Genomic DNA, 25,279 nt, shown 5'->3' with positions numbered 1-25,279 from the left:
TGAGACGCTGCTGTTCTGCTAGCTTAATGATTTAGCTGATGTTGGTAACCGGAGGTTATCTTTGCTGATTAAACTTAAAAGAACACGCTCGCACAATGAGGACCGTAAGCTGGCATTGTGGTTGGCGACAGCGGCAGGTCTGCTGAATGCCATCGCTCTTGGTGCCTTCGGCTTCTTTCCTTCCCACATGACCGGTAACACTTCGCAGCTCTCCAGCGAAGTCTCCAATACGGATCTGCGGGATGTGCTGTTTTTTAGCGCCATCATCGTTGCCTTTGTCAGCGGGGCGGTTTTGGCCCGCATCATTGTGCTGTGGGGGATTGTGCATAACTGCCGGCTGATTTTTTGTCAGATCCTGTTCGTTGAGGGCATTTTGCTAACCGGCATTTCGCTGTATGAGATCTACTTTCATGCGTTCTCATCGAACCGGGAAATCGTCGTTGTTCTATGCGGCCTGATGGGCCTGCATAACTCGACCTCAACGCAGCTGTCCGGTGGCCGGGTGAGATCTACACACATCACAGGTACTTTAACCGATGCGGGGATCTCGCTGGCGTCGGTGCTGGCGGCCATGCTGCGCCGGGATTTCTCAAAAGACAGTGCTGCGCAAAAGAGTCAGCTTAAGACCCATCTCACGACGATCTTCTCTTTTTTAACCGGCGGCATCGCGGGCCTGTTTCTGTTCAGATGGTTCGGTTTTACGGCCATGTCAGCAGTAGGCGTGGTACTGATGGCCATTGCTGCACTGTCGATTGTTAGCGTTACCGTTCGGGTCAGAAAAGTCAGGACGGCGATGCGCGGGATGCCTTAAGCGTTAATTAATCGAACCACGTCGGACGATCTGACGTTGCGATGTCCATACTCATTTTAATTTGTTCCGGTACGATTCGCGTTAGCGATAAATCCGGTAGCTCATGAATGTCAAAAAAGCCGATGTCGGTAGATTCGTGGCTTAACGCCAGACTACCGCCGGTTTCCTCACACAGGAAGATAAGCTTATAAACATGCCAGGGGTAGGGTGGATGGCCATGAAGGTTGCGATCCCAAACGCCCAGCAGTTTTGTCACTTTTACGTTGAGCCCGGTCTCTTCTTTAACTTCACGACTGACAGCTACCGAAGGCGTATCGCCAACGTCCGCCCAACCGCCGGGCAAACTCCATAGACCGTCGTCAGCCTCACGAACCATCAGAACTTTGCCTTCGCGGAGGATGAACGCACGAACATCCGTTTTCGGCGTTGCGTAACCAACTTCAGAAACGTGATTCCACGTCTCAGCGTTAATGTCAAAGCGTGAACCAATCAGCTCGACGGCCATCTGCTGAAGAGCTTCATAGCGCTCGCGATCGAAAACATCTTTTGCATAGGTGAGTCCAGTTTGGGCGATAGCATTGAGCTGTTTTGCCAGGGCAATGCTATCAATAACTTTCAAATCGTTAGGCATAGATCTTTCCTCAAGGTTGTCGTTATGGTTCGTCCGGGCAATGACACAGAAAGGAGATGATAGTCATGTTGGGTTGCTGAAGAGAAGGGGAAAGAGGCTGATTCTAAAGAATTAACTGGGATGGGATAAGGAGCATGTGAGAATGCAGTATGCAATTTAACATAATATACATTATGCGCACTAAGGTTGTAGGGGCTCAATGCTAATGTCTATTTGTGGCTCATTATTAGGAATGTCCCGGTTATAGTTTCAAAGCTGCTTGACTAGACAACGACTCACTTTTCCTGATGAGGAGTTTTCTATGTCTGTACATGCCGCCGGAATGTTCACCGTGAAAGAAATCAACCGCCTGAAAATCCTTCAGGATGTCATCGATCGCAATCTGCGGCCTGGCCAGGCTGCAGAAATGCTCGGTATCACGCCGCGTCATATGAGATTTCTCACTATCTTGTTATTTACTGAGGCAGATCACTTGCCCGGAACATTCACCATCCTGTAAATCCATGATGACCAGGGCGGCACGATCCTCTGGAGCCTGAGCAATAAGCTCACCCTTTTCATTCCATGCAGCGCTTTTCCCGACCGGTTTCCAGCCGCCTGACGGGCCACAGTAATTAGCCATCAGCGTAGGCATTGCGTAACGTTTGGCGTAACTTTGCAGCAGACCTGCATCTTTATCATAGCCACCTGCGCTCAGAACTGAATTAATGTAAATCTTAGCCCCCCGCTGCACCGTCCGTTCTGCATGCATCGGATGCCCGGCATCTGCGCATATAGCCACGCCAATATTAAACGTGCGTGCTGTAATAACACACTCCGCTTCGCCGGATGAAAAATAATCAGACTCTCCAGGATGAAGATACATTTTTCGGTAAAAGAAAACAGGTTGCTTCGACGAGATGACACATGCGCCGATGGCTGGTTTACTATCCTTAACATGCAAAGGTGCACCCGCAACAATCGTCATATCATACCTCTCAGCTAACGTCTGTAGCGGCAGGAGGCGGGTCTCATCGGCGAGAGCCAATCTATCAGCCATTTCTGGTTCATAACCCGTTAAGGAGAGTTCCGGAAAAATGATGAGGTTAACGCCTGCGGATGCTGCTGAAGTAATCAGTAATTCGTGATAGTGCATATTCTCTTCAATACAGCCGCGAACCGGAGCAAACTGTCCTGCTGCGATCCTTAACCTTTTCTGAATACTGGCCATGGTCATTTCCGTAATTTTTTGAAAATCATGAGTTAATATACAAAAATAAGCATCATACGTCATCTTAAGAGCGTATCAAGGTTAAGCGTCCGCTCCTGGCACTAAGCAGACTTTTCAACATCAGGACATTTCTAACGAGCCAGCTGATAGACATTTCTACTGAGCTTTGACAAAGGTAGTAGCAGCAAAGTTGTAGTGTCCGCTGTGGGCTAATAAGACGTCCGTCACGTAGGTTCACCATTAAGGGATTCTGATGACGGCACACGCAGCGGAGTTTTTTACCTCGGATAATGTTAACCGAATCAAAATCATATTGTTTGCTGTAAGGCATCTGTTACTCTGGCTGGGCTTGAAGGATAAAATGTTCACTCCGGTATTTGAGAACAATAGTTAGTCACCTGTCGCTGTTATCCGCAAGGGGTACCTGTATGACTGATGCACATCAGGATGAAACGATGTTTAACCGGTCAGTCAGAAATAGCTGGCTGCTCGTTTCCGCCCGTTTTATCTCTGACTTTGGTGCCTTTTTAAACATGGTGGCATTATCCACCTACGTATATGTCATTAGCCAAAGTGTGATGCACGTGAGTGTTTTTTTAGCCTGTCGTGTTACTGGAGGTATTTTAGCCAGCTTGTTTGGTGTTCCATTCTTCAGGCGTTTTAACGGACGTCTGTCTCTGATCCTTTTTGATGTTGTTCGCGCCGCCCTGCTGGCACTATTACTGATTTTCCCTTCAACGGTACAGCTTTATATCTTACCTTTTATCGCTCTGGGGATTGGCATCGGTAACTCCATGTTCGCAATTGGGCTTAACAGCCAGTTACTCCAGTGGGTAGATGAATCCCGCCGGGTTGCAACTAATGCATGGTTGACGTCTGCATCTGCGACAGGCGCCGTTACGGGAAGCATGGTGTCAGGTATCCTGCTGGCTGCAAGCGGTTATGAACTGGTGTTTGTCACAAATATTCTCACCTATCTGCTGGCCGGTTTATGTATTCTGCCTTTACGTTTTCTGACCATTCCAGTTGTTAATGAGGTTAAGAATCAGCCTAAAGAATGGAGTAGCCTTGTAAAAGGCTTACGCGTTGCGCCGTTAATGGCTGGAATGTTGCTGGTAACCATGGCCGATACACTCGGTAGTGCCGCGCATAACGTGGGCTTTCCCATACTTTCAGAGCTTTTGACGTCAGACTCGCCAGGAAAAACGATGGGGCTGCTTCTGGCTGTCTGGGCAAGTGGGAAATTCGCAGGGGCAAGAGCGTCAAATTACATTTTGCTTAAGTGTGGTATACGTACTGAGCGTTTGTTTTTTTACGGGGTGTCGTTAATGTCCTTGGGGTTTATTTTCACCTTCCAGCAAACAGCCGTTCCTCTTGCACTGGTATTTATTTTCATTGCCGGTATTGGCGATGGCCTGGCGGATGTCAGTCTAATATCACGCATCCAAAGCGAGGATGCGTCTTTACGGTTACCTATATTTAGTCTGATGACTCTTCTACAGATGACAGGCTTTGGGATCGGTATGTTGATTGTGGCGCCCTTCTATATCTGGTTAGCTCCCGCCATTGTTATTATTATTTTTCATGGAATACCCTTAGTGACTTTGACCATCGTATGGCTCTTCAGTAGACGGTGGCATCCCGCACGCCAATAGCGTCCACCTGCTTGTTTCTGTTGGTTAGCATTGAATAGCGTATGATGAGCTGCTGTAAATGCTGCGTCGCCTGAAGCTTTTGCGCATCCGGGATGGTTCCGCTTGCTTGCAGCTCAGCCAGCTGGCGGAGCTGTTCTTCCACCGGAACCGAGGCGTTAAAAGTCTGAATCGCCGTAAATACCTGCGATTTCAGCTCACTGACGGTAAGATATTTCCTCCTCTGCCCATCCAGCGCATTGAGCTGCTCGCTTAGGTTCTGAAGCTTTATCATGCCCTGATGCCAGCCTGCCAGCGACTCATCCTGCGCCGCGTTCAGCGCCAGTTTGTGTTGCCATCGATCGCTCAGTTGTTTAGTGCCGGAAAGTCCCGGCCAGAGTGTCTGCGCCTGATTTATCAGTTGCTGGCCATAGCGAAGGTTCCAGTCCGGCGGCAGCGCTGAAAGCGCATTTAGCCTCTCTGAAGCCCCTTTCAGCCAGACGGTGGCCAGCGCATCTTTTTTATAGTTGGGTTTCAACGCCTCGATTGCCGTCGCATCTGGCATTCGCGGCAACGGCTGTAAGCTGCTATTAAGCAGTTGCAGGCCTTCATCCGGCAGGGTCAGATAGTGCCAGCCTGCATAACCGAACGCATTGAGCGCAAAGGCGGCCAGCATCCCGCTCAAGAAGATACTGATACGCTTTGATGCAGGTGCTTTTGCGTAGATCACTTCCACATTTGTACCCTGCTCCTGCTCGATCACATACTGCAACTGAGGTTCCGCAGGAAGGGTAATTGCAGCCGTGGAAGCCTCTGGTTCTGGTGCATTCTCTAAGCGCGTCATTGCACTACGTACCTGTTGAAGCAGCGGCGCTATCTGACTGACCTGCTTTAATTCATGCCGTAACAGAATGCCGCTCAGCGACTCAAGCGTCGATTCCAGGTGCTGTAGCTGAGAGTAATCCGCATGGCTCAAGGTAAAAGTGCGAAACACCTTCTGTAAACGCTGAAACAGCCCGCAAAGGATCTCAGCCCGCGGGTGGCTGGCCTGCGGCCAGAACTGTGTCCACTGATGGCTGAGCATCGCCGCAATGATGTTCAGCCCTTCGCTCATGCCCCCTACCCGCGCCAGATGGCTGCGCGCCAGGGTATACCATGCCCCTGTCTGCAACTCCACGCCATTCTTTTCGAAAAGTGCCAATGACAGCTGCTCTACCCGATCCCAGTAAATGTCAGGCCGGGCTGGATGTGTCTGCTTGCTCATTTCATCGCGAAGCGCAGCGAAGTCAGGAAATGGACGCGGATCGCCGCCCGTGCGGATATGACGAAATTCAGTGTGTTTCATAATGAACTCATTGGTGAATGTGCAGACGGGAATTTGTTTTAATCGACGTAATTTTGCTGCTTCAGGTGACGGATAAGCACCCGTCCCTCTGGCATAAATTCGGTGCCGTAGCGCACCAGGCCCACCCCCTTCAGTTGGGCATCAATGGCATAGCGCAGCTCGCCGGGGATCGTCTGGTCAAGAAGAACAACACTGAGGCTTTTCAACCGCGGCTCATACTTAAGCAAAACGGCCGACAGCGTGCTCATCAATTCGTGAGCGGTGCCCGGCATGCCCTGCAGGATTTTGGTCATATCCGGCAGACCGTAATCAGGCAGGTGCGCCAGTGTCCCGGCGCGGCAGTTTAAAATGCGCTGCATGTTGTCCAGCACAGACAGGATCACCTGGTTCTCTTCAGTGGCCTGGTTCAGAGCGAGATCACCAGTGAAATTGCTGAAGAGGGTTTCGTATAATGAGGGGTGTTGTGACATTTTATTATTTCTTAATGGTGATAGTGCTAAATAAGATTAGTGTGGCAATTAACTGTATTTGCAAGTTGCTCAGTGCTTATTTAATGTTAAGTTATTATTTGTTATCAATAATTTTGATGTTGAAATAAATTCCCCGCCATCGCTATTTTTAGCGTCATATATCTTTGTTCTTATTTTGAAAATGGCATTAACATGAATAGTTCCGTTTTTTACAAATGGAGCTATGTCCCTGTGCAATAGATCCCATGAAAAAGAAACGTAGCTTCCGGCAGGAATATAGAGCATTTTTTCCTTTAGATCCCAGCTGACAAGTCTTTGTTTTAATATTATGTTTTTCCTGCTGTATTGATCCATTAATTTGACGCTGGGGCCTGTTTTTTTAATGTAAACCCATGGAATGTAAAAACCATTAGAAGAAATGTTATCTAGCCTCACAACTACGGGGATTTCTTCCTGATTATTATATGCACACTCTTTCTGGCCGTTGCAATCCACACTTATAGTGAAAAATTTGTTATCAGAAATTCTTAAAGGCTTTGCCATAGTGACAGGAGGAAAAATAATAGATAAAAGCATTAATACTAAACCACGTGGCATATTCACTCCTAAAGTTTAATTATGAAGCCCCATATTAGCCTTGAGATTTGTATAGCCTTTCATAGTAATAAATCTTATGTGGGTGACAGAATTAAATCTCAGTCATCAACGGTAACAATCCAAGATCCAGAAGTCTTATTTCTATGTCGTTCGCTTTGCCAATGTGTTCTTTGTTGCTCCCATCAAATATTTCCTCAGTGGAAACAACGATTGTTCCTTTTTGCATCTTGCCATCCATCACAGGGACAAATCGGGCAGCTTCGGGTATTAATTCAGGCAAAACTACATGGGGGATATATAACATCCAGCCAACAGCCAGTCTGTCCGGGAACACATTCCTTCCCAGCACACTGTATCCTTTTGAGTCAACATTCACATAGGCGCAGTTGAAATATGATGATAGTTGTGAGATTAATGCTGTGAATTGATTCAATACATTCTCCAAGTTTTGCGGGACTATACTTAACTCTACAGATGCCCTATTTTTTTCATCATAAAACATCTTCCTGTATGAAATTCCACAGCTATGATTGTCATCATTAGCATCCCATATGCTATCAACGAATAATGGTTTGCTTTTTTTGTATCGACGTTGCCATTTTATACGGGTGGTATCTGTAATGCCTCCGAACTGAAATGCCACTTGACTTAGCGCCTGCTTTCTGGAATAGCCAGTTTCATACCAGGTTTTTTTTGTTTGCGTGAAGGTGTCAATTGTCGATATTATAAAATTAAAATGCTCAATTATTTCTGAGAACTGAATGTCACCACTCTCATTTCGAAATTCAAAATTCATTAAAAACCGAGTATCCATGTTTATGGCTCCCATCTGACGATGATATCTTTCATTCTAGAAAATAGTTTAGAAAAATAGTGATAACTAATAGGTTGCATGAAAATCCAAACTACTTTCAATGGCTGATTGACCGTAGCAACGGCCTGATGACGCCCGGCCTGATTGATTGCACTGGAGTCTCCCCGCCACCAATCTTTCTTCGAACCATCAGCCCTAAAAAACTGGTCATACCGCGCCTTCGCCTCCCAGAACTGACACAACTTATCCTTCCAGCCATCAAATGACACACCGCAGTATTTGTATTCCTGGATCTGTTTGGTTTCAGGATTATAGCGCGTGTCACAAATCCGTGTCTGGTAGTCGATAGTCACCTCACTCCAGCGCGAACAACGCCTCAGCATCGGTAAAACCTTCCCTTCTGGTGGGCAATGCTCACAGCTTTTTTCATCTGTTCTGGTCTGTGCTCCCGCTCTGGTATCGATGCCCTCATAGCTCACCGTTTCTGAGTAATCCATATCATCTTCCCAGAAGTCACCATGCGTTTCTGCACTCACTATCATCGGTTCATTAAGTATGGGATCATCAGGTTTACCCTGATAAGTAAAACCTCCGTTACGCTGAGACTGCGTACTTCCTGAATCAGGATAAGACAGGTCATCCTCGTCCCAGCTCTCATGACTTCCCGCCCCGGGGAATATCGATACCCCGGTCGCCCCGCCAGCCAGACCAACGCTTCCTGCCGCTGCGCCGCCCATTCCTCCGGCTACTGCTGATGAGATCATTAGCATCAGTGCTTCCTCCTTTCCCTGTTGAGCATGACATGTTTATAATCTTCAAGCCGCTGATCTGCCGAATACCCGTTTGGGGTTCTCAGCCATTTATCCACTTCCGGCTTCTGATAAAAACCGGGATAAAAAATTTCCAGCCTCAAAAAGTCCCGCCTTGCATTCATATCATTCAGTGGCAATGTATTTGCATAGTTTAATGCGCTCTTCAACCGAACAAAGAAAATGTCATCCGGTTCGTTAATCCACGGATATTTGTTTTTCAGCTTTTGAGCAGCATCCTGGACAAAATCATTATCTTCCATTTTATTGACTTCGCTACACTGCTCGTTCGTCAGCTTCAGCATATAAATTCCTTCCGCTTCAGGGAATAAACTCGATCACTTACACTGGAATACCATTCAGCAATCTCCCGGGTTATAACCCAGTGCTGCCCCTCATCCAGCTGCTCCCCAAGCCGCACCTGAACTCTGGGATCCTGCAGCCGTAATAAAGCCACCCGCCCATCCGGCATTTCCACATTTATACACTGTTGCAAATGTGCCAATAACTCAGAAAGCGTTGATGCAGATAAAAGCCATGATACGGCGGGGAGATGTTGTTCAAGTTCCACCACTTTTTGCCTGAATGCCATAGCCTTGTGCATATCAATCAGCCAGGGTCCCGCAAACGCAATTCGGGAATCCGGATATGTATCAAACAAAGGAAGAACGATATCCTCTCTCATTTCAAGCTCCCTGCCGAAATACCGCTCAAACTGGAGACCGTCGACCAGAGCAAACAGGGAAATCGTCGTTGTTACCAGCAATTGCCCGGCAGCAAGAGTAAACGCCGTTGTCATGCTTCCCCCCGGATAACAAATGTATTGCCATTCATAGCAGCTTTCATCAGACAGCTCAGGCAAATTCCGCCACCCGCTACAGCCTGAAAAGGTAACGTGGCAGCCCCCGTCAGATGCGTCCGCCTGATCTTCCGCGTATAGGTCGTGTCCGTGCCGTACTCGATCTTTCCGGCATCAATAATCAGGTAGCTGCCGCCGCCGATCAGCGTCACCCGCTTTTTACCCGCAAACAGCATGTCGCTGGCTGACAGCAGGCTCAGCCTCTGCTCCGCACTGATGTGCATCGCCCCGGTCTGCGCCTGGATCTGCACCGGCCCTTCGCTGGCGTTCAGCGTCAGGCTCCCCGTCCGTGCAAACAGCCCCACGCTTTCCCCCGCCAGGATCGCTGTATTACCCGTCGCCCCGCTGCTGACGTCCCCTCCCGCGTTCACCGCCACGTTCTGGCTGGCGGTCAGCTGCGTATGCTCCCCGCTGGTAAAGGCCACGCCCTCCGGGCCGTGAAAGTGGATCAGCGCGTTCAGCGGCTTCAGGCGTTGGCTGAACATCGCCTGCTGGCTGGCGATATCCGCCTCCAGCGCCTGCGCCGCCTCTGCCGCTGCGGCCAGGGCCTTGATCTGCTGCTGGCAAATCTCGATCTCCCGCAGCGCGGTCGCCATATCCAGCACCTCCCCCTCGGCTTTGGTCTGGCCGTCAGCGGTGATGAACAGCCCCTTCGCTACCCGGATAACGCCATACTCATCGGTGCGCAGCTCAAAGCCGTGGCCCCGCGGTTTGTTCTGCGTGTCGGTAATATGCCCCTCGTTCAGCTGCGTTGCGCCGTAAGGCGTGGTCAGCGCGATATGCTCTTCGCCGCGCTGGTCCTCCATGCGCAGCTCGTTATCCGCAGCGGTGCGCAGGATGTTCTGGCTGCGGTTGTCCCGGTTAACGACGTCCTGATGTTCTGAATCGTGAAACGCGTGGGCGATGTACGGCCGGTCGATATCCCCGTCGTCATACCCGATACCCACTTCCGTGCCGTCCGTCAGCGGCATATGCCAGCCGTACGTGTCGCCGGAGTACGGCTTTGCCTGGCGTATCCACAGGTAGTGATACCCCGGCTCCGCATCCTCACGGCTGAAGTCCAGTTTCACCCGGTAGCGGCCCTGGTTATCCAGATGCGCGTAGATGTCGTGCAGCTCCCGGCTCTCGATGCGCGCCGTCAGAGTGCCGTGGATCTTCGGACGGAGGCGCTCCGCGGGGCGGAAGCAGACCTGTTCGCTGTAGGGCATCCCCCACACGGATACATGCAGGCGCGTATCGCGTGCGGCGCGGAAGGTGGTGAGCGTGATCAGCATCCCCTCGTTCAGGTCGTTCAGGGTGCTGCCGTCCGCTTCCAGCACCATGCCCGGCGTCAGATGCGCCGCGTTGCTGAACAGGTGCAGGCGGGCGGACTGATTCAGCTCACGCTCATGATGAAGTCTCGCGTAAAACGCCCCGCTCTCCGTTTCCGGCTCTGAGGTGCTGTCGTCCCCGGCCTCCAGAAACGGTTCAGCGTAGCGGTAGTGCTCACCGGTGGTTGTGGCGCTGTTTCTGGCGGTGACGGCGGAGTCCATCGGCGTGGTGGCCGTGCGGTAGTTATAGTCCCGGGTCCGCACCAGACCCGTCACCGTGTTGTGCCAGGTGCGCAGCCCCCATACCGACTCGGCTGCTCCATCATACAGCGCGGAAGGCTCCTGGTACGGCAGATGGACATCAAACTGGTAAAACAGCTGGCTGTCCGCAAAGGTCAGCGTATCCAGCCCGGTCACATCATTGACCCCGGTGCGAAACCAGATCCCGGTTTCCGCCAGGATGCGCTGAATGAATTCCAGGTCGGTTTCGCGCCACTGGGTTATCAGCTCGCGCTGCGGATAGCTGCGTTCAAGGCTGAACGTAAAGTCAGCCCCCTCCATACCATGTGCACGCAGCACCTGCTCCACCAGCTCCGGCACTGAGAGGTTCTGGTATACCGCACAGCGCCGGGTCAGGCCCAGCAGCGCCAGACGGGACGAGAGCGTCACGCGGTAGTGCGTCTGATCGGCCGTTACGCCCAGCCAGGCAAAGGCGGTGATGATCCCCTGCACCACCCGGCCACTGCGCATGCTGAGGGTGGCGTACTTCAGCAGTATCTCTTCACCGGCGATATCGTCCTGCGCGGTGGTGAACTCAATCCGCCACTGCGACGGTGCGCTCAACGCCTCGTATCCGTGAAAGTTCAGCACGTCCGGTGTTACCCGGCTGTCATTTACCTCAAGGGTGTAGCGGGTCTGCCCGTCAAACAGGGCAAGCCAGTTGTCCATTGCCATTATTTCACTCCTTCACGGGCACCAGGGTCAGAAAACCGTTACCCAGCTCGATGGTGCGGGGGGTGTCCGGGTCGAGATCGTCCCGGCTCAGCACCAGCCGCCATGTGTTATTTTTCAAATCAGGGCGGTTAAACAGCCCGACCACCGCGACATATTTCGCCCCCTCATCCATCGGCATGTTGAGCGTGACGCTGCCCTCCGGCATCACCAGCAGGGATTTGCTGGCGACGATGTCCTCCTTTAACACGATGTCGGCATCGCGCAGTAACGCCTGATAGTCGACGGCATCCACCTTCTGCCGATCCCTGAGCTGATACACCCGGACCATGGTGGCCAGCGGCGTCTGGGCTTCATCCGCATTGGCCGCAGAGCGCGGCGCCAGGTCGAGGTGCAGCACCTTTATCTTTTTATAAAAAATGGATTTAGTGATGCTGGCAGTGTCATCAGTGACGGTCTGGGTCAGGCCGCAACCGGCAAGCAGACCACACAGTGCGAGCAGCGCGAACTGCCGCAGAGAAACAGATCTCATTCAGAGGTTCCTTTTCAGCATTAATCGAAGCGGTAACCGCCATCCCGTGCCGGGGAAAGCGGTTTGCAGTCCAGCCCCGCGTAGCAACCGAGGCTAACGGTCAGATGGGTACGTTTGCCGGGCCTGGCCTTTTTCAGTCCCAGCACGCCGGTTCGGCCAAGCTGAACGCGGTGTTTTTTTCCCAGCCTGGGTTCAGGCAGCGCACTTACCGGAACGGTCAGCCGCAGCCGGACGTCCGAGCGATAGCCCAGGTAGACCCGCAGCAGCACCATTAGATCCGTGTGCAGCTGACCGCCTGGCAGCCAGCCTTCGGCTTCCTGCAGGTTACTGGTGGAGAGCATCAGCAGAATGCGACTGCAGGCCTCTTTCCCGGTTTTGCCCAGCGTCGCCCGCTGTGCCAGGGCAACGCGGCTGGCCTTTCCCAGCCCGGCGCGCTGTGACACCTGTACCTTTACCGGGTCGGGGCTGACAACCGTCGCGCTGGTCTCCGGTGCCAGCAGGCTCACCAGCTGGCGAATACCCTCGGCATTACGGGTCGGCAGGCGCATGGTGCCCAGCAGGGCAAGAAATCGGGAGACCGGGGTGGCCACGTTTTCCGCCGTGCCGGGAATGCCCAGCCCGACCAGCCCCAGCAGACACTGCGAGGTGGCATCCGTCGCACCGGGTTCAAACGTGGCCGGATAGGCGTATTTGCGCCAGATACGGTAGTACTGGGTGGTGATCCGGTGGCTGAAGATATCGAGAAAGGCTGAGGTGGCCTCATACCCCTCCCGATGCTGGGCGATGTCATCCAGATAGGCGGTCGGCAGCGGTGAATCCACGCCGTACATCCCCAGAAACGTGGTCCGTACGGTCGGCGGCAGTGCCGGGCGATCGTCGTCTGTTTCCACTGCCCGCAGTTCAGTTGCCGGAAAGCCCATCCCCGGCCAGGGGCGAAAACGGACAGGATCGGCAGACGGCTTATCGCCGGTGCCCAGCAGCGGCCGGTCGGGACTCTCCTGTTCAAGCAGCTGGCAGAAACGGTAAAAATTAACCCGCCAGATATCTTTTTCGAGTGCGCCGGTCAGCCCGGTACGTGCTGGCTGTGATTCTCTTTCCATCGCAGTCGTTTCCCTGTCGGTTGCAGTACCAGCGTCAGCTGGTTGAAGAGGTGGACATCGGCATACAGCGCAAAGAAGCGGTGCAGCATTTCACCAAACAGATTCACATCCCCCTCACCGGCGAAGTTGTCCGCATTGAGCGTCACTTCAATATCCACGCCGCGCAGCATGAAGCCCCGTTCAAAGCGGCGTATCAGCGTATGCTTTACGGCGACGATGGCCTCCAGACGGCGGCGGTTCATCTCATCGTCGGTCCAGTCGTAGAGCGCCAGCGTGCCGCGCAGCACCTCCGGGTTATCCATCATGCTCAGGAAGCTGGAGCCGAGATGGCTCATTACCCGCCAGTGGAAGCGATCGCTGGCGGGCGGATAGAGTGGCAGCGTCGGTGCAGTCAGGTTCAGAACTTTTACCGGTACTTTCCCGGCTTTCACCACCCGGTCGAGCAGCGTACTTTCCAGCGCCTTGCGCGGGATCTGCCCGTTAGTGCCGGTGATGCGCATCGACAGGGACTCCGGTTTCTCCGCCAGCTGCGCTATCTCGAACGAACGGCCGCCAAGAATAAGCCAGGTGTCATACAGGCCGGATGGCCCGCGCTTCACGCGGGTGTGGAAGTAACGCTCAGGGGCATCGTGGCGCATCATGCCGCCACGGTGCCGAAAGCTGGTAAACGGCACGTAGGGATGCTTACCGTTTTTGACCGCACCGTGAATGTTATCGACGCTGTAAATTTCCGTGTGTCCGTCCTGGACGCGCAGCGGTCGCAGCAGGTACTCATTTTCCAGCGGATCGATGGTCAGCGGGTCGGCTTCCAGAGTGAACAGGTTGATCACCGGGACACAGTGCAGACGGAAGTTTTCGGTTTCAAACGGCATATCGGCTGGCCAGCCGCCATCAAGCACAATATCGGTTTCAAACCAGGTGGTGTCCTGGTTGAGACCCGTCTGCTCCAGTCCGTGCAGCTCCACGAACATAAACTTCGGGCGGAAGCTGAAGTACTCCAGCAGCAGCTGGTAGCCGCTGAACGCCGAATCACCTTTTGGCCACAGACGCTCATAATCGTCAAAGCCCATCGGCTTGCACCAGCCGTCAAAACGCACCCGTTCGGTACGGGTTGCGGCATGGCGGGCATACATCGCCTGTACGCGGCGGGTCAGCGCCAGATGCAGGGCCGACGCGACAGGGCTGTCAGCGTCCAGATAGATGGCGACTTTATCAATGCCGCTTTTCGCCCAGTCCACCTTACTGGCGCACTCAAAACGCAGGCGGATGGCAGCCCGGCCGTCCGGCTCGGTCTGAAGGCGCGCATCAGCCAGATGAACGGGCTGCAGGGTTACATCCCGGGTGGTGCGGTACTGGCAGACGGTTTTATCCGGCCCGACCGGGCTGGAGAGCACCGGAAACGCGCCGGGCAGGACTTCGGCCTGCTTCAGCTGTTGCCACTCCGGGGAGAATGCCACCACCGCCAGGGATGGAATGGTGCGCATGTAATGCGGCCACAGCAGGCTTACCAGGCCTTCGGTCAGCTCCGGCAGATCATCATCGAGTTTTTCGCGCAGACGGCCCATCAGGAAGGCAAACCCTTCAAACAGCCGCTCCACATACGGGTCGCGGGCACCGGTGCGGTCAAGATTAAGCATGGCGGCCCGGTCGGGATGGGCGCGGGCAAACTCTTTACCGGCTTCGCGCAGATAGCGCATCTCTGCTTCGTAGTAACGTAAGGTTAAATCATCCATGTACGGGGATCCTGAATGTCATGGGAATCAAAAAAGAGGTGCAGCCCGATCAACCGCAGAGCACCATCGCCCGTGCAGGGTCGATGGCAATCAGCCCAGCCAGCAGTGCATCCATCTCCGGGGCAAACCGGGCTTTATCCGTTTCGCTGCGCCCTGCCCTGAGGCGAAGCAGTTTCAGGCGGCGGGCCTGCACTTCAAACAGCAGCGCAGGCTCCCACTGTTCAAGCGTCAGCTGTGGTGCGCTGGTGGTCAGCTCGCCAAGCAGGTGGAGTGCCATCTCATTGCGCCCGAACTGTTCGGCGACTCTGGCCATTACCAACCGCTGCAGCCAGCGGCTGCGGGGAGAATCCATCCCCGGACGGGTCTGAAGCCAGCCCAGCGCGGCCTCCGGTCCTTCACTGTCGCCTTTCAGCATCGCTTCCGCTTCCAGCGCAGGGAGGTCATCCGTTTGCCCGCTTCCGGCAACGATCGCGAAGTCATCACCGAACCCCGGCATCTCGTTGTTCACCTTTTCTGCTATCCAGCTGAGCGTGACGTCATCGGCAAAGGACGTGCCGTCACTCCAGGCGAGCTGCTCAAGGCCGGGCAGACGCGCCAGCAGCAGTTTCAGATCGCTTATGATGTAAGCGGCCCAGCCCTCCCAGGGCTGACCTGCACGGATCAGGCCCTGCCAGAGATACCACTGCAGATCGAGCCAGAAGCGGTTGCCGCCATCGCTGAACAGGGTACCCGCCAGCTCCACCAGTTCTGTCCAGCTCTGTTGCATGTACAGACGCTTAAGCTGTGCGCGCTGTTCCGCTTTCGGCGGCAAAAGACGGGTTCGTGCGCTGGCATCCAGGGCAGGCAACTGCCCTACCGTATCCCAGCGCACGGCTTTCATCAGGCGATGTGCTGCCAGCCAGCCCTCGGGCTGATCGGCGAGCCAGCCTGACAGCACTTTCGCCTGACTCACAAACTCACCTTCTGATTTCACCACCCCATTCGGGGTTGATGTTCTGACAGCAGAGGCAGGGCTGGTTTCAGTATTGCCGGTACCCTGCGGCGCGAACCCGTCCAGGCCGCCGGATCCTGCCAGCCGGATCTCCAGCGCACGGGATAATCCATCGAGTGCAGGACGATCGCTTTCCGGCCAGCTCTCCAGCAGCGTATCCAGCAGGCACAGTACTGCTGCAGTTTGCGCGGTCTGTTCGCGGCTGGCCTCCGGCCAGAGGGAGAGCGTGTCCTGCACCTTCGTACTGTTCAGCCACTCCAGCGCGGATTTGCGGGCATTCGGACGGCGGGGATGGCAGCGCTCACCGTAGCGGGTCAGCATCGCGGCCAGCAGCTGAAGCCCTTCACATAATCCAGGTTCACCTTCCCGCTGCAGACGGGCAAAGATATACCAGGTCACGACCCGCACGTCCCGGGCGGTATGGCAGAGGATCTTCTCAGCCAGCTGGCTGAGTTTTTCCGGATCGGTACCGGAGAGTTTATTGATCTCCTCACGCATCAGCTGGAAGTCGTCATCGTAGGTGGGTTCTGTTCCCGCCCCGTCACCATCAGCCAGCGGCTGCAGCCAGTTATCCCACTGAGGCAGCGTATTCTGTTGCTGTGCAAGCAGCCCGGACTGCTGCGCTTCGTCAGGCACACACAGTGCCAGCAGGGTTTTTGCAGTAGCCATCTTATTGCCCCTCCGCAGGTGTCAGGGCGCTATGGGCGGCGTCAGGGCCGACGGTGAAGACAGCATCCGGCAGACTGAACCCCCGGAGTTTCAGCAGCGCCAGCGGCCCGTCCCCCAGCTCGCTGCGCATGATGAATTTCAGCGGGTTGCCGTCCGGGGTGATCCACACCAGCTGGGTGCGGCTGCTGTCGAGCGGGGTGATCAGCGCTTCATCCAGCAGGCGAATAAAGCCCCAGTTCCCCTGCGTGTGTTCATACAGCCGCATTTCGGTGTTCACCGTGCGCCAGCTCAGATCCACGCCGGGATAGTAGGTATTCCCCGGCCAGGTGAAGCTTTGCCAGCCCGCCATCTGGTTGAAGTAATCCAGGCTCTGCCCGTCCACCGCCAGCTGCACCCGCGCCACATCCCGCGATGGCCGGGCCATCAGCTCGAAGCGAACCCCGGCATCTCCCTGTGCAAAGATAATGTCTGAGATATCCGCCAGCTGGTTGATGGCCTTCAGGAAAGCCGGGCTGACCGTCATGCCCTGGCTGGCGGCCGGATCCACCATCCAGTGGCTGCCCTCCTGGTGCAGGATCCCGCCGAGATTCGTTTTCAGGAAGGTGGCAATACGGCCTGAGTCACTGCGCAGGAACTGCGCAAGCAGCGGGAGGGAGGCATCGCTGCCTGTGGCTTTAAACGGGTAACGCCCGGCAAAAGCCGTGTTCCACTGCGAGACGATGGTGCTCTGCCAGCGCGCATTCAGGCTACCCGCCGCAGGGGCCAACACCTGACGCCAGGCCAGATCCAGCGGCTGAACAAACAGCGCCTGGCCAAATCCGTTCCACTCCTGCCCGAGGCTGGCGGCGACAAGGCTGCCGTAATCCCGGGTGTCAGTCAGATCGATGGCTTTACCCTGAAAAACGGTCTGCGCCAACCTCTGCGCCATTGCCTGCGGATCGGGCGCGCTGGTCACCTGTTGCAGCTTAAGCCGGACCTGAGTCACGCGGGCCAGCCAGGACTGGAAGCTCAGGTTACCGTTACTGCCCGCTCCGTCTTTGCCTGCCATCAGGCCATTCAGTGGCCCAAATACCCCGTCCAGCGGCCCTTTCGGTCCCTGCGCCTCTGCCACAAACTGCTGCGCATTTTTGTTACGTCCCACCAGTTTTTTCGCCGACTCCACCAGCGAATCGGCCAGGGCTTCGCCTTTGGCCCCGGTCTGACCCTGCCAGGCCAGGGTATTCATCAGCGCCACCAGTGGCGACTGGCGCACGTCTGCCAGCAGGTTCAGCTGGGCGATCGCTTCCGAGAGCGAGCCGGCCTCATGCCACTGGATGCTGTTGGCCATGTTCAGCCAGGCATTGCCAAAATCCGTAAAATAACGTTCGGTTAGGCGCTGTCTGAGGGCGTCCGGTGAGATATCGCTGCCTGCCTGGTGGGTTTTGTCGGTCAGTACCCAGTCAATTTCATCCCGCCGGGTTTTCACCACCTCATCAATGGCGTCCTTAACCTGCTCGTCCCATGCCTGGCGGGTGAACATACCCGGCACCACCTCACTGGTGCTGAACAGGGTTGAGGCATCGGTATCGCCGGTGATATCTGCCAGCGTCAAATCGGGCCAGTTACGGGCAATGCGCTGCAGCATCTCCTGGTAGAGACCCGACTCGGCATTACGCTGGCCGATCTGTTTAAGCAATATCTGGCGAACAGTGCTGACCAGTTCCGCATCGGGTGTGATCTGCCACTGCGGATGCGCAGGCAGATTGGCGGCAAAGAAGCCCAGCAGTTTGGGTGCCAGGGTCTGCCAGGCGCTGGCAGGCACACCGGCACGCTCCGGCCAGGCCTTCGGCATACTGGCAGCAAACCATGCCGCATCCGCTTTAGCCGGGCGGGCCAGCATCAGATACCCTTTCAGCAGGTTATAGGTCTTCTGCGTCGCCGCAGTTCGCGCCTCGCTGGCCGGCGGCAGCTGCACGAAGGCAGTCAGCTGGCGGTGAAGCTCCTCTGCCAGCGCATCACGCATCAGCGTCTGATTACTGCGGACATACAGCGGCCAGAGAGCATTCAGGGTATCGTGGTCCTGATTCAGGCCAAAGCGGGTATACCACGGCGCACCGTGTGCCTCGCGGTCCTGCAGGCGGGCAATCGCCTGCTGCAATACCAGCTGGTTACGCAGACGCTCTGTGAGGGGCTGTCGGGTATCGGCCGCCAGCCTGGCGGTTGCCTGGGCCTGATAAATCTGGGTGCGGTTGACTACCAGCGACAAGAGTGTACCTGCGCCCCACAGCAGAATTAGCGTCAGCAGCACTAGGCGCAGCACGCACTGCCAGTGAAAGCCGATTTTACGCGGATGCACATGCAGACAGTCCTCCTCAAGCGCCTGCCATGCAGGATGGCTCAGGCGCGCATGTGGCAGCGTGTCGGTTGCAGGTGCAGGTAGCGCGGGACTGAACATTACACCGCGCAGCGTATACGGGGCGGGTCCGGTCATCAGGCTGGTCAGTAGCGGGATCAGTTTCAGCTTAAGGTGGCCACGCAGCTCACCGGACAAGCGCATCAGCCAGCCGTGGCGGGTATCGCCCAGCAGGCGCGGCATACCGGCCCGGCGCAGGCGTGATGAGAGGGGAGCCAGCGATGCAATGGCTGCGTCCGGTGCTGCCCCCGGGCCGAATAACAAACCGGCTGGCGGTACGCCCTCGCCCTCCTGGCTCCAGGTGTCTTCATTAATGAACCACAGCCAGACCGGTGCCTTCCAGCCCAGTATGACGTCTCCTTTCTGGCGGCTGCGCACGAGCGTATCCACTGCGGCGGCATTCGGCAGCGTGGCGCAGTCCAGCACCTGTACAATGCCGTCCACGGGGCGCTGCCGGCGCACCTGGTTCAGCACCGCAATAAATTCCGGCTCCGGTGTGGCATGAGGAAGCCCGGCATGGATCAGGACAATGCCATCGCTCTCCTGCCAGTGGTCGCGCTTCAGCCCCGGAACGACCTTTTCGATATGCTCATCCGTACCCTGGACCAGAAGCAGGCGTACTCTCGATTTCCAGCGGCGGTTATAACGCAGGCGGAGGTGATCGATAAGGGGGCCGGAGGTAAAACGCGTGGTGTCTTCATCAGTATAAGGGGCATCAGGCTGGAGTGAAGGCACGGCGCTGTTTTCTGCCCCTAGGGCCTGACTGCCACCGCGTTCACCCGCCGCCGCCATTAATATCTCAGCAAACCATCCTGCAATCAGGATGATAATGCCAAGCGTCAGGCAAAAAACGAGCACGCCCGGGTGGCTGAAGGGTCCTATATGCACCGCACGGGCCGTCTCTTCCGGGCAGAACCAGAGAAAATAGCCGACCAGGCCGGTGATACAGAGCGCAAAGAAAAAAACAGATGCAAGTGCTGAAGGTCTTTTCATAACGAGCGGTAACCATCCCTGCTGATTATTCTGAAGTGACAGCGCAGAGCTGCCGGTAGTCTGGTGACGATTCGGTCACCACCATCTGTGCTTCACGGTCTGCAAGGCACTGGCGGGTGGAGAGGATCAGGGCCTGCCACGGCGCTGCCACACCGGCGAAACCGGCTACGGTGTCAATATTGATGAAGCGGTCGGCAGTCAGTGCCGGGGCATGAACTTCGCAGGCAACGTTCATTGCCCCAGCGGAAGCAAGGGTGCCACCGGTTATCCAGCCGCGCAGCGGTGTGTGCTTTTCAAGTCCGGCCCATAACACCGCATGGCGCAGAGCATGCTCCGGATCACCCGTATTATCGATTTGCGGACGGTGGATACGCGTTGACTCCGCTGGTGTGCCTTTAAGACGACAGTTGGTCATCAGCACAACCGAGACGGCCTCTCCGGTGTCATTTTGGGGCACATCATTCAGCTGTACGCTAATCACCAACAGCGCAGCGGGTTTTTCATAATGGTAATCAAGCCAGTAATCGAGGATTGCCAGCCCTGACAGATCTCGGATACGTACAAACGGACGGCGGATCTCCGGCAACCAGCTCAGGGAAAGGTCCGGCAGGCCTTTTGCCAAGTCCAGTGCCAGGTAGCAGGTCATTGCCGGAGGCAGTGAGTCCAGCAGCTGGTTGATGTGTCCTGTTATCTCCTCCTGCAGGGAGGCCAGCACATCCCCGGCATTTTCCCAGCCAGACAGCCGGGAATGCCTCACAGGTTTTTGCACTCCGCGAGGTTTGACCGGCTGAAGGACGGGTTTTTTATCAATGGCCGCTTTTTGTGTGGCCATATGCTGCTGCTCCAGGGCATTGAGCAGGTATTCGCCAGCAAACCAGGCAAACCGCTGCCCACGCCCCCTGGCGCAGGCATGACGCGTATCGATGGTTCTGTTGGCGCTGTACTGCCCCACGCGCTGAAATTTATAGCCCGCCCGCCGCGCCGAGAACATGGCTCCCCAGAGACACACCGGAAGCACGATCGCAAACAGCCAGAACACGGGACCGGCGCGCTCGCCCTGCCAGAACAGCAGCGTTAACCCCATCCCCGTGATTAAGGCGGCAGCGCCAGAGATAAGCCAGCGCCGGGTCACAGGTCGCGGCGGTCTGGCTCTCTTTTCCGGGATCCTTTCCAGAACCACAGGCATGATCAGCCCACCACAGCATCAGGCAGTGAGCTGATGAGCAAGCAGCCGCAGCCGCATTTATGATCCTGAAACGCCACCGGGATCCCGTTGTCCAGGTAGTCCGGGTTACCTTCTGATATGGTGGTTGGCCCGTGCTGCGGACAGGACACGCTGTCGCCTTTACGGGCAACACCTTTGCCCGCGAAAATCATGGTTGAAGAGCCTGACTGGACTGCCCCGCCATGCGTGGTTTTGTCGCCGATTCGAATAATGCCTTTCATATTTTCCTCATAATTTTAAATTGATAGTCGTTATGTAAAAGTCAAGCTTTTAATGGGGCTGCAATATCTTTCTTGCTCAAATTTTTGTAATATACGATCTCAATGACAAGGATTGTGTGGGTTGTAAAAACAGTGATTGCGGCAGGCCTGATAGCAGAGCTTAAATAGCATGACTATTTATTTTTCAGATAGCAATACCAACACCCCATCTTTAAAGTTATAATACCTTTCTCTATAGGTGGGGTTTGTTTTTTTATTGTCCTTGTCATACTCTGCATCGGCTGAAGTACCAGAAATAATTATCAAAGAACTGTCTTTTTTAAAAGATAAATCGAAATCATTAACAAGATAAGCGTTTGGCAACCCACTTATAACCTTTCCTGTATTAACATCATATATCTCTCCACATCTCGCACCTCCGCCGCAACCGAATGTATATATTGTATAATGACCAGCAAAATTAGGGGGCATTTTAGAGATTTTGATTCTTATGCTATCAACGAGATTATTACCACTTGGAGATTCGCTAAAACTGTGGTTTTTACCTTTATAGATACTATCAACATGGTAGCTATCAAATAGATATTGATTAGCGAAAGCTGCCGCCGAAAATTGCAGTACAATAGCAAGAAAGATGATTTTAATTTTCATTTTTAGATTCCTCTAATGCTTTTATCATTTGCAAGGGCATCAGGTGCGCCGTATTAAGTCCGTCATCTGCATAATAAGATTCCCCTTCAAATGCAGCAATGCGATCAATTTTAATAGTTTTCCCATTACTATCTTTAATTTTATTGCCGTATTCATCACGCTTAATCGTTGAGCTGATACGTTTTCCTTTTCTGACCCCTGCTGAAGCAAATTCTTTTGCCCAATCATAAATTGCATCTTCTACACTGCCATTTCCCTCAAGATAGTTTATAAATGCCGACCTTTTTACCTTTATTAAGTAATCATTAAAAATCCTATCTTGAACATCCTCGTCAAAGTTCAGCTTTGGATTTAAATTTAACGTATTCACTGCGTTTTTCAGAGTGCCGGGAATTAACTGGTATCGGCCTACAGCAAACATATCTCGTGCCTCTTGCTTATCTATAACCTCGGAGATAGTCATTTCCGTTAAGTTCGTTTTAAAATATGCAGCTAATTTTGGATGTGTTTTATTATATGCTGTATAATCATCCCTTGATTCAACGGAGGCCAACAGATTGGCAAACGTACTATGAGCCCATCCATTTTTTTCTTCCGTAACGCCTCCAAAAACACCACCGGATGCATATGCCACACCGCCTGGCCCGACGTGAACGGCTCCACCTGGCTCATCCACTCCATGTCATCCAGCCACTTCTTCGCAAAATCAATCCGCAGGGTGTCATAGTCCTGGAAAAACGCCGTCCATTTCTGGTGGCCGCTGCCGCCAAACCACTCGCTCTCATGTTTCACCACCATCCGGGAGACGATGTCCCGCACGCCCATGTCCGGATGGTGCAGCGCGGCATACACCTCCCGGCCTGACAGGTCTCCGCTCCTGTCGCTGTCGAGCTTATCCGCTACTCCCTTATAAAAGTGCGACGTCAGCGTCTCCCGGACACCGCGCTCCGGCATCACCTGCTCTGCCAGCCACCGGCAGGTGGAGGTCACCCATCCCTCCTTAATCGAGGCAGACATATCCGGCGTACTCTCTTCCACAAGCGCCGTGAAGCCCAGCCCGTTCAGGTCGTACTGGTTAAGCACGTCCACACCGTCCTGACGCAGCCAGCAGTTCTTCCCGGCCTGGTAGTACGTCCGGCCTTCCCACTCCCGCGGGTTGCACTTATCCACCGGCAGGATGAGATGTTTGTCCTTGTTCACCGTGGTGGTTGTTCTGATGAACGTCTCCCCACTGTCGATATACAGCACGGCGTCCGGGTGAATGCGGATATATTTCCGACCGGTTTTAACCCCGCCGGGATTCGCCAGAAAACCCGGCATCCGGCTGTCCGTGCTGAGCACCTCAAGATGGGCATACGCGCTGGGACTGATTTTTGCCATCCCCGCCGGGGCAATGTCCTCACCCAAAAAACCGATGGCATCTCCGGCACTGATTGTCAGGGGCGCATCCGGTTTTACCACCGCATCCAGGACACCCGTCGCCACCGCCTGCTGCATCCACACCGGCAGCCGGGCATGCTGCTCACACCTTCTCGCTTATAAAATCTTTTAAAAGTTAAATCTAAGGGAAACTAAACCCATTATTCCTAACACTACTATCTGAGACATCCTCAATACTATTCATTTTTATATTTTCCTCTCCAAAAGAATTCGAATCACATCGCTTTGAGCTAATTACGGAATCATTTTTTTTGACATCCAAAAGAGCAACAGCTCCCGGTTTTTCTTCTGGGACTTTTAAGATATAAGAGTAATTGCCTCGACTAAATCCAAGGTAAGTAGTATATGTCCCAAGATCAACCCATCTTTTAAGTTTATTTTTGATGTCAAAACTTATAGTTAACTCAGAGGTAGTGCCTTTTATAAAATCATACCTTATTGTATCGTTTTTTTCATTTGCACAAAAAGTAGCGATATGGCTTTCTTTGCCTGAAATTTCACATGATGCTATGAGAGTTTCACCATGTTTACATTCATTAGCATATGAATAAAAAGAAGCTGAAATCATTGCAAGAAATAAAAATTTTTTCATAAGAAAACCTTTTCACATAGTGATAAGGGAGTCAAAGAAACCAATCCCATCAGAATTAATGACTTACTTATAGCGTTCATAATCACCCATTATTCTGGCGTTGCAACCGAGAAGTGGATATGACTCATTCCAGTCAAAATGTGATCACTTAATGTTTTCATTTCGTTATAACCATCACGCAATGATAATCGCGTAAGAATTTCATTAATCATAACTTTAATCAATTTGGAATGTTGCAATTTTTAGTTTGGTTCAAGTTCAACTTATCCGGTATATGCATGTTGAAATCATCAAATGGTTTTTTATCTACCATGCTTAGCATAATGGCGTTGTTGTTTTTTGTAATCAATCCCTTACCTGCCCCACCAAAGGTTACAGATAATCTATTATTAGAAATAACACCTTCTATTATCGAGAGATTTTTATCACAATCAGTTTTATTCCCATTGGAGTTAATGAAGCAATAAGAACCCCTGACGTCCTTACCCTTTTCAGCAAGCTTGATTACGTATGAAGATGTATTGTTAGATGAACTCCAGCACCCGGTAAAACCGACTGCAAAAGTATCGAATGCAATTAATGATAATACAATAACAACATACTTCATAACACAATCCTCATACAATCATCGACTCTTTTTTGCCAGCCTTTAAGAAATTTTATTTGGTCATTTTCCTTGCCATTTGCAATGGCAAGGGATTTATAATAATTTTTTCTGGATTCAGCTAATCTTTGAAGAAAGGAATTTTGATCATCAATAGCATTAATAGAGTGAATCATTGACTCATCCATTAGGTTAGTGATAGATAATTTATTATCGAACTCTTTATTTACCAAGGCTCTTACTTCTCTAATGGCCCAACGTGAAGTGATTGTCCAATCATAAATCATTAAAGCAACTTTCGTGTTCTCTAGTTTACAGAACCCTTGAGTTTTCCAAAAATGATTGTAGTAAATTGTCTCAGCTTGTTCTTTTGTCATATTTTTTAATGTAAGAGATGAAGCCGTTATCCCCAAATCTTCCATTGAGAATCTTTTCCATGTATCCATAGTTATTCCCATATTTGTCTCACCACCCTTGTCATCTGGATCATTTACATATCCCCCCTCATGACGAAGAATTATGTCTGCTACTTTAGAAAACAGCGCTTTACAACGATCACTTTCAGATTGCGTAAGGGATTCTAAGAACACCACCGGATGCATATGCCACACCGCCTGACCCGCCGTGAACGGTGCCACCTGGGTCATCCACTCCATGTCATCCAGCCACTTCTTCGCAAAATCTATCCGCAGGGTGTC

26 protein-coding genes are annotated in these 25,279 nt (G+C 53.1%); 3 read left to right on the top strand and 23 right to left on the bottom strand.

The genetic code is table 11. The features are described 5' to 3' along the window. Positions 1-61 precede the first annotated feature (61 nt). Positions 62-811, top strand: a complete 750-nt coding sequence (locus RTN40_RS00130; RefSeq protein ID WP_312226650.1) for a YoaK family protein — start codon at positions 62-64, stop codon at positions 809-811. Between the two features lie 7 nt (positions 812-818). On the opposite strand, the gene RTN40_RS00125 is transcribed toward RTN40_RS00130, so the two are convergent. Next, entirely contained in the window at positions 819-1,442 is a 624-nt protein-coding gene (locus RTN40_RS00125; RefSeq protein ID WP_312226649.1) for an NUDIX hydrolase, read from the bottom strand. Positions 1,443-1,743: 301 nt separating this feature from the next. On the opposite strand from RTN40_RS00125, the gene RTN40_RS00120 reads away from it, so the two are divergent. Continuing rightward, positions 1,744-1,941 (top strand): hypothetical protein, encoded by a 198-nt coding sequence (locus RTN40_RS00120; RefSeq protein WP_312226648.1) that lies wholly within the window; start codon positions 1,744-1,746, stop codon positions 1,939-1,941. Here RTN40_RS00120 and RTN40_RS00115 read toward each other — a convergent pair. Next, on the bottom strand, positions 1,894-2,652 hold the full coding sequence (locus tag RTN40_RS00115; RefSeq protein ID WP_312226647.1) for a carbon-nitrogen hydrolase family protein: 759 nt from the start codon (positions 2,650-2,652) through the stop codon (positions 1,894-1,896). The two genes, RTN40_RS00120 and RTN40_RS00115, sit on opposite strands and share 48 nt — an antisense overlap. A 428-nt stretch (positions 2,653-3,080) precedes the next feature. On the opposite strand from RTN40_RS00115, the gene RTN40_RS00110 reads away from it, so the two are divergent. After that, positions 3,081-4,307: an MFS transporter gene (locus RTN40_RS00110; protein ID WP_312226646.1), complete on the top strand. Its 1,227-nt coding sequence runs from the start codon at positions 3,081-3,083 to the stop codon at positions 4,305-4,307. On the opposite strand, the gene RTN40_RS00105 is transcribed toward RTN40_RS00110, so the two are convergent. The 21 genes from RTN40_RS00105 to RTN40_RS00005 form a co-directional block, all read right to left on the bottom strand. After that, on the bottom strand, positions 4,276-5,628 hold the full coding sequence (locus RTN40_RS00105; protein WP_312226645.1) for a VasL domain-containing protein: 1,353 nt from the start codon (positions 5,626-5,628) through the stop codon (positions 4,276-4,278). The genes RTN40_RS00110 and RTN40_RS00105 overlap by 32 nt on opposite strands. 38 nt (positions 5,629-5,666) lie before the next feature. Then, on the bottom strand, positions 5,667-6,098 hold the full coding sequence (tssE, locus tag RTN40_RS00100) for a type VI secretion system baseplate subunit TssE (RefSeq protein WP_312226644.1): 432 nt from the start codon (positions 6,096-6,098) through the stop codon (positions 5,667-5,669). A gap of 69 nt (positions 6,099-6,167) precedes the next feature. After that, entirely contained in the window at positions 6,168-6,695 is a 528-nt protein-coding gene (locus tag RTN40_RS00095) for a hypothetical protein (RefSeq protein WP_312226643.1), read from the bottom strand. 91 nt (positions 6,696-6,786) lie between these two features. After that, positions 6,787-7,509, bottom strand: coding sequence for an Imm52 family immunity protein (locus RTN40_RS00090; protein ID WP_312226642.1), 723 nt, complete (start codon positions 7,507-7,509; stop codon positions 6,787-6,789). Between the two features lie 2 nt (positions 7,510-7,511). After that, positions 7,512-8,279, bottom strand: coding sequence for a Tox-REase-5 domain-containing protein (locus RTN40_RS00085; protein WP_312226641.1), 768 nt, complete (start codon positions 8,277-8,279; stop codon positions 7,512-7,514). After that, entirely contained in the window at positions 8,279-8,623 is a 345-nt protein-coding gene (locus RTN40_RS00080) for a hypothetical protein (RefSeq protein ID WP_312226640.1), read from the bottom strand. Before RTN40_RS00080 ends, RTN40_RS00085 begins: the two co-directional genes overlap by 1 nt. Then, the gene (locus RTN40_RS00075) at positions 8,617-9,117 is read right to left on the bottom strand and encodes a DUF4123 domain-containing protein (RefSeq protein WP_312226639.1); all 501 of its coding nucleotides are present in this window, start codon (positions 9,115-9,117) and stop codon (positions 8,617-8,619) included. The genes RTN40_RS00080 and RTN40_RS00075 overlap by 7 nt, the downstream gene beginning before the upstream one ends. Continuing rightward, entirely contained in the window at positions 9,114-11,435 is a 2,322-nt protein-coding gene (locus RTN40_RS00070) for a type VI secretion system tip protein VgrG (protein WP_312227189.1), read from the bottom strand. The genes RTN40_RS00075 and RTN40_RS00070 overlap by 4 nt, the downstream gene beginning before the upstream one ends. Positions 11,436-11,445: 10 nt before the next feature. Continuing rightward, positions 11,446-11,970: a type VI secretion system lipoprotein TssJ gene (gene tssJ / locus RTN40_RS00065; protein WP_312226638.1), complete on the bottom strand. Its 525-nt coding sequence runs from the start codon at positions 11,968-11,970 to the stop codon at positions 11,446-11,448. Between the two features lie 20 nt (positions 11,971-11,990). Then, complete coding sequence (tssG, locus tag RTN40_RS00060) at positions 11,991-13,070, bottom strand: type VI secretion system baseplate subunit TssG (protein WP_312226637.1); 1,080 nt, start codon at positions 13,068-13,070, stop codon at positions 11,991-11,993. Beyond that, the gene (tssF, locus tag RTN40_RS00055) at positions 13,034-14,803 is read right to left on the bottom strand and encodes a type VI secretion system baseplate subunit TssF (protein ID WP_312226636.1); all 1,770 of its coding nucleotides are present in this window, start codon (positions 14,801-14,803) and stop codon (positions 13,034-13,036) included. Before tssF ends, tssG begins: the two co-directional genes overlap by 37 nt. Before the next feature lie 49 nt (positions 14,804-14,852). Then, on the bottom strand, positions 14,853-16,463 hold the full coding sequence (gene tssA / locus RTN40_RS00050) for a type VI secretion system protein TssA (protein ID WP_312226635.1): 1,611 nt from the start codon (positions 16,461-16,463) through the stop codon (positions 14,853-14,855). A 1-nt stretch (position 16,464) separates the two neighbouring features. After that, positions 16,465-19,848, bottom strand: a complete 3,384-nt coding sequence (locus RTN40_RS00045; protein ID WP_312226634.1) for an ImcF-related family protein — start codon at positions 19,846-19,848, stop codon at positions 16,465-16,467. 25 nt (positions 19,849-19,873) lie between these two features. Next, entirely contained in the window at positions 19,874-21,034 is a 1,161-nt protein-coding gene (locus tag RTN40_RS00040; protein WP_312226633.1) for a hypothetical protein, read from the bottom strand. A 2-nt stretch (positions 21,035-21,036) separates the two neighbouring features. Then, a complete protein-coding gene (locus RTN40_RS00035; RefSeq protein WP_312226632.1) occupies positions 21,037-21,294 on the bottom strand; it encodes a PAAR domain-containing protein in 258 nt (85 codons plus the stop codon). Positions 21,295-21,471: 177 nt separating this feature from the next. Further along, on the bottom strand, positions 21,472-21,945 hold the full coding sequence (locus tag RTN40_RS00030) for a hypothetical protein (protein WP_312226631.1): 474 nt from the start codon (positions 21,943-21,945) through the stop codon (positions 21,472-21,474). Beyond that, positions 21,935-22,408: a hypothetical protein gene (locus tag RTN40_RS00025; protein WP_312226630.1), complete on the bottom strand. Its 474-nt coding sequence runs from the start codon at positions 22,406-22,408 to the stop codon at positions 21,935-21,937. Before RTN40_RS00025 ends, RTN40_RS00030 begins: the two co-directional genes overlap by 11 nt. 29 nt (positions 22,409-22,437) lie before the next feature. Then, the gene (locus tag RTN40_RS00020; RefSeq protein WP_312226629.1) at positions 22,438-23,442 is read right to left on the bottom strand and encodes a hypothetical protein; all 1,005 of its coding nucleotides are present in this window, start codon (positions 23,440-23,442) and stop codon (positions 22,438-22,440) included. Between the two features lie 64 nt (positions 23,443-23,506). Continuing rightward, positions 23,507-23,977 carry a hypothetical protein gene (locus tag RTN40_RS00015; protein WP_312226628.1) on the bottom strand — a complete coding sequence of 157 codons (471 nt, stop codon included), beginning with the start codon at positions 23,975-23,977 and terminating at the stop codon, positions 23,507-23,509. 220 nt (positions 23,978-24,197) lie between these two features. Then, the gene (locus RTN40_RS00010; RefSeq protein WP_312226627.1) at positions 24,198-24,584 is read right to left on the bottom strand and encodes a hypothetical protein; all 387 of its coding nucleotides are present in this window, start codon (positions 24,582-24,584) and stop codon (positions 24,198-24,200) included. After that, positions 24,581-25,279, bottom strand: a 699-nt coding sequence (locus RTN40_RS00005) for a glycosyl hydrolase 108 family protein (protein WP_312226626.1), incomplete at its 5' end; no start/stop codon positions are given. The genes RTN40_RS00010 and RTN40_RS00005, both read right to left, overlap by 4 nt.

Origin of the sequence: Pseudescherichia sp. (assembly GCF_031987975.1) — a bacterium.
Classification (GTDB): domain Bacteria; phylum Pseudomonadota; class Gammaproteobacteria; order Enterobacterales; family Enterobacteriaceae; genus Pseudescherichia.
Note: the sequence above shows the minus strand (reverse complement) of the source record. Positions and strands in the feature narration are given on the sequence as shown.

Excerpts from the sequence above, each read along its gene's own strand:
- tssJ (WP_312226638.1), bottom strand. The coding sequence starts at position 11,970 with ATGAGATCTGTTTCTCTGCGGCAGTTCGCGCTGCTCGCACTGTGTGGT.
- RTN40_RS00010 (WP_312226627.1), bottom strand. The coding sequence starts at position 24,584 with ATGAAGTATGTTGTTATTGTATTATCATTAATTGCATTCGATACTTTT.
- tssE (WP_312226644.1), bottom strand. The coding sequence starts at position 6,098 with ATGTCACAACACCCCTCATTATACGAAACCCTCTTCAGCAATTTCACT.
- RTN40_RS00070 (WP_312227189.1), bottom strand. The coding sequence starts at position 11,435 with ATGGACAACTGGCTTGCCCTGTTTGACGGGCAGACCCGCTACACCCTT.
- RTN40_RS00030 (WP_312226631.1), bottom strand. The coding sequence starts at position 21,945 with ATGAAAATTAAAATCATCTTTCTTGCTATTGTACTGCAATTTTCGGCG.
- RTN40_RS00090 (WP_312226642.1), bottom strand. The coding sequence starts at position 7,509 with ATGGATACTCGGTTTTTAATGAATTTTGAATTTCGAAATGAGAGTGGT.
- RTN40_RS00105 (WP_312226645.1), bottom strand. The coding sequence starts at position 5,628 with ATGAAACACACTGAATTTCGTCATATCCGCACGGGCGGCGATCCGCGT.
- RTN40_RS00015 (WP_312226628.1), bottom strand. The coding sequence starts at position 23,977 with ATGAAAAAATTTTTATTTCTTGCAATGATTTCAGCTTCTTTTTATTCA.
- RTN40_RS00095 (WP_312226643.1), bottom strand. The coding sequence starts at position 6,695 with ATGCCACGTGGTTTAGTATTAATGCTTTTATCTATTATTTTTCCTCCT.
- RTN40_RS00025 (WP_312226630.1), bottom strand. The coding sequence starts at position 22,408 with ATGACTATCTCCGAGGTTATAGATAAGCAAGAGGCACGAGATATGTTT.
- RTN40_RS00110 (WP_312226646.1), top strand. The coding sequence starts at position 3,081 with ATGACTGATGCACATCAGGATGAAACGATGTTTAACCGGTCAGTCAGA.
- RTN40_RS00120 (WP_312226648.1), top strand. The coding sequence starts at position 1,744 with ATGTCTGTACATGCCGCCGGAATGTTCACCGTGAAAGAAATCAACCGC.
- RTN40_RS00085 (WP_312226641.1), bottom strand. The coding sequence starts at position 8,279 with ATGCTAATGATCTCATCAGCAGTAGCCGGAGGAATGGGCGGCGCAGCG.
- RTN40_RS00035 (WP_312226632.1), bottom strand. The coding sequence starts at position 21,294 with ATGAAAGGCATTATTCGAATCGGCGACAAAACCACGCATGGCGGGGCA.
- RTN40_RS00075 (WP_312226639.1), bottom strand. The coding sequence starts at position 9,117 with ATGACAACGGCGTTTACTCTTGCTGCCGGGCAATTGCTGGTAACAACG.
- tssG (WP_312226637.1), bottom strand. The coding sequence starts at position 13,070 with ATGGAAAGAGAATCACAGCCAGCACGTACCGGGCTGACCGGCGCACTC.
- RTN40_RS00115 (WP_312226647.1), bottom strand. The coding sequence starts at position 2,652 with ATGGCCAGTATTCAGAAAAGGTTAAGGATCGCAGCAGGACAGTTTGCT.
- tssA (WP_312226635.1), bottom strand. The coding sequence starts at position 16,463 with ATGGCTACTGCAAAAACCCTGCTGGCACTGTGTGTGCCTGACGAAGCG.
- RTN40_RS00045 (WP_312226634.1), bottom strand. The coding sequence starts at position 19,848 with ATGAAAAGACCTTCAGCACTTGCATCTGTTTTTTTCTTTGCGCTCTGT.
- RTN40_RS00080 (WP_312226640.1), bottom strand. The coding sequence starts at position 8,623 with ATGCTGAAGCTGACGAACGAGCAGTGTAGCGAAGTCAATAAAATGGAA.
- RTN40_RS00040 (WP_312226633.1), bottom strand. The coding sequence starts at position 21,034 with ATGCCTGTGGTTCTGGAAAGGATCCCGGAAAAGAGAGCCAGACCGCCG.
- RTN40_RS00020 (WP_312226629.1), bottom strand. The coding sequence starts at position 23,442 with ATGCAGCAGGCGGTGGCGACGGGTGTCCTGGATGCGGTGGTAAAACCG.
- tssF (WP_312226636.1), bottom strand. The coding sequence starts at position 14,803 with ATGGATGATTTAACCTTACGTTACTACGAAGCAGAGATGCGCTATCTG.
- RTN40_RS00125 (WP_312226649.1), bottom strand. The coding sequence starts at position 1,442 with ATGCCTAACGATTTGAAAGTTATTGATAGCATTGCCCTGGCAAAACAG.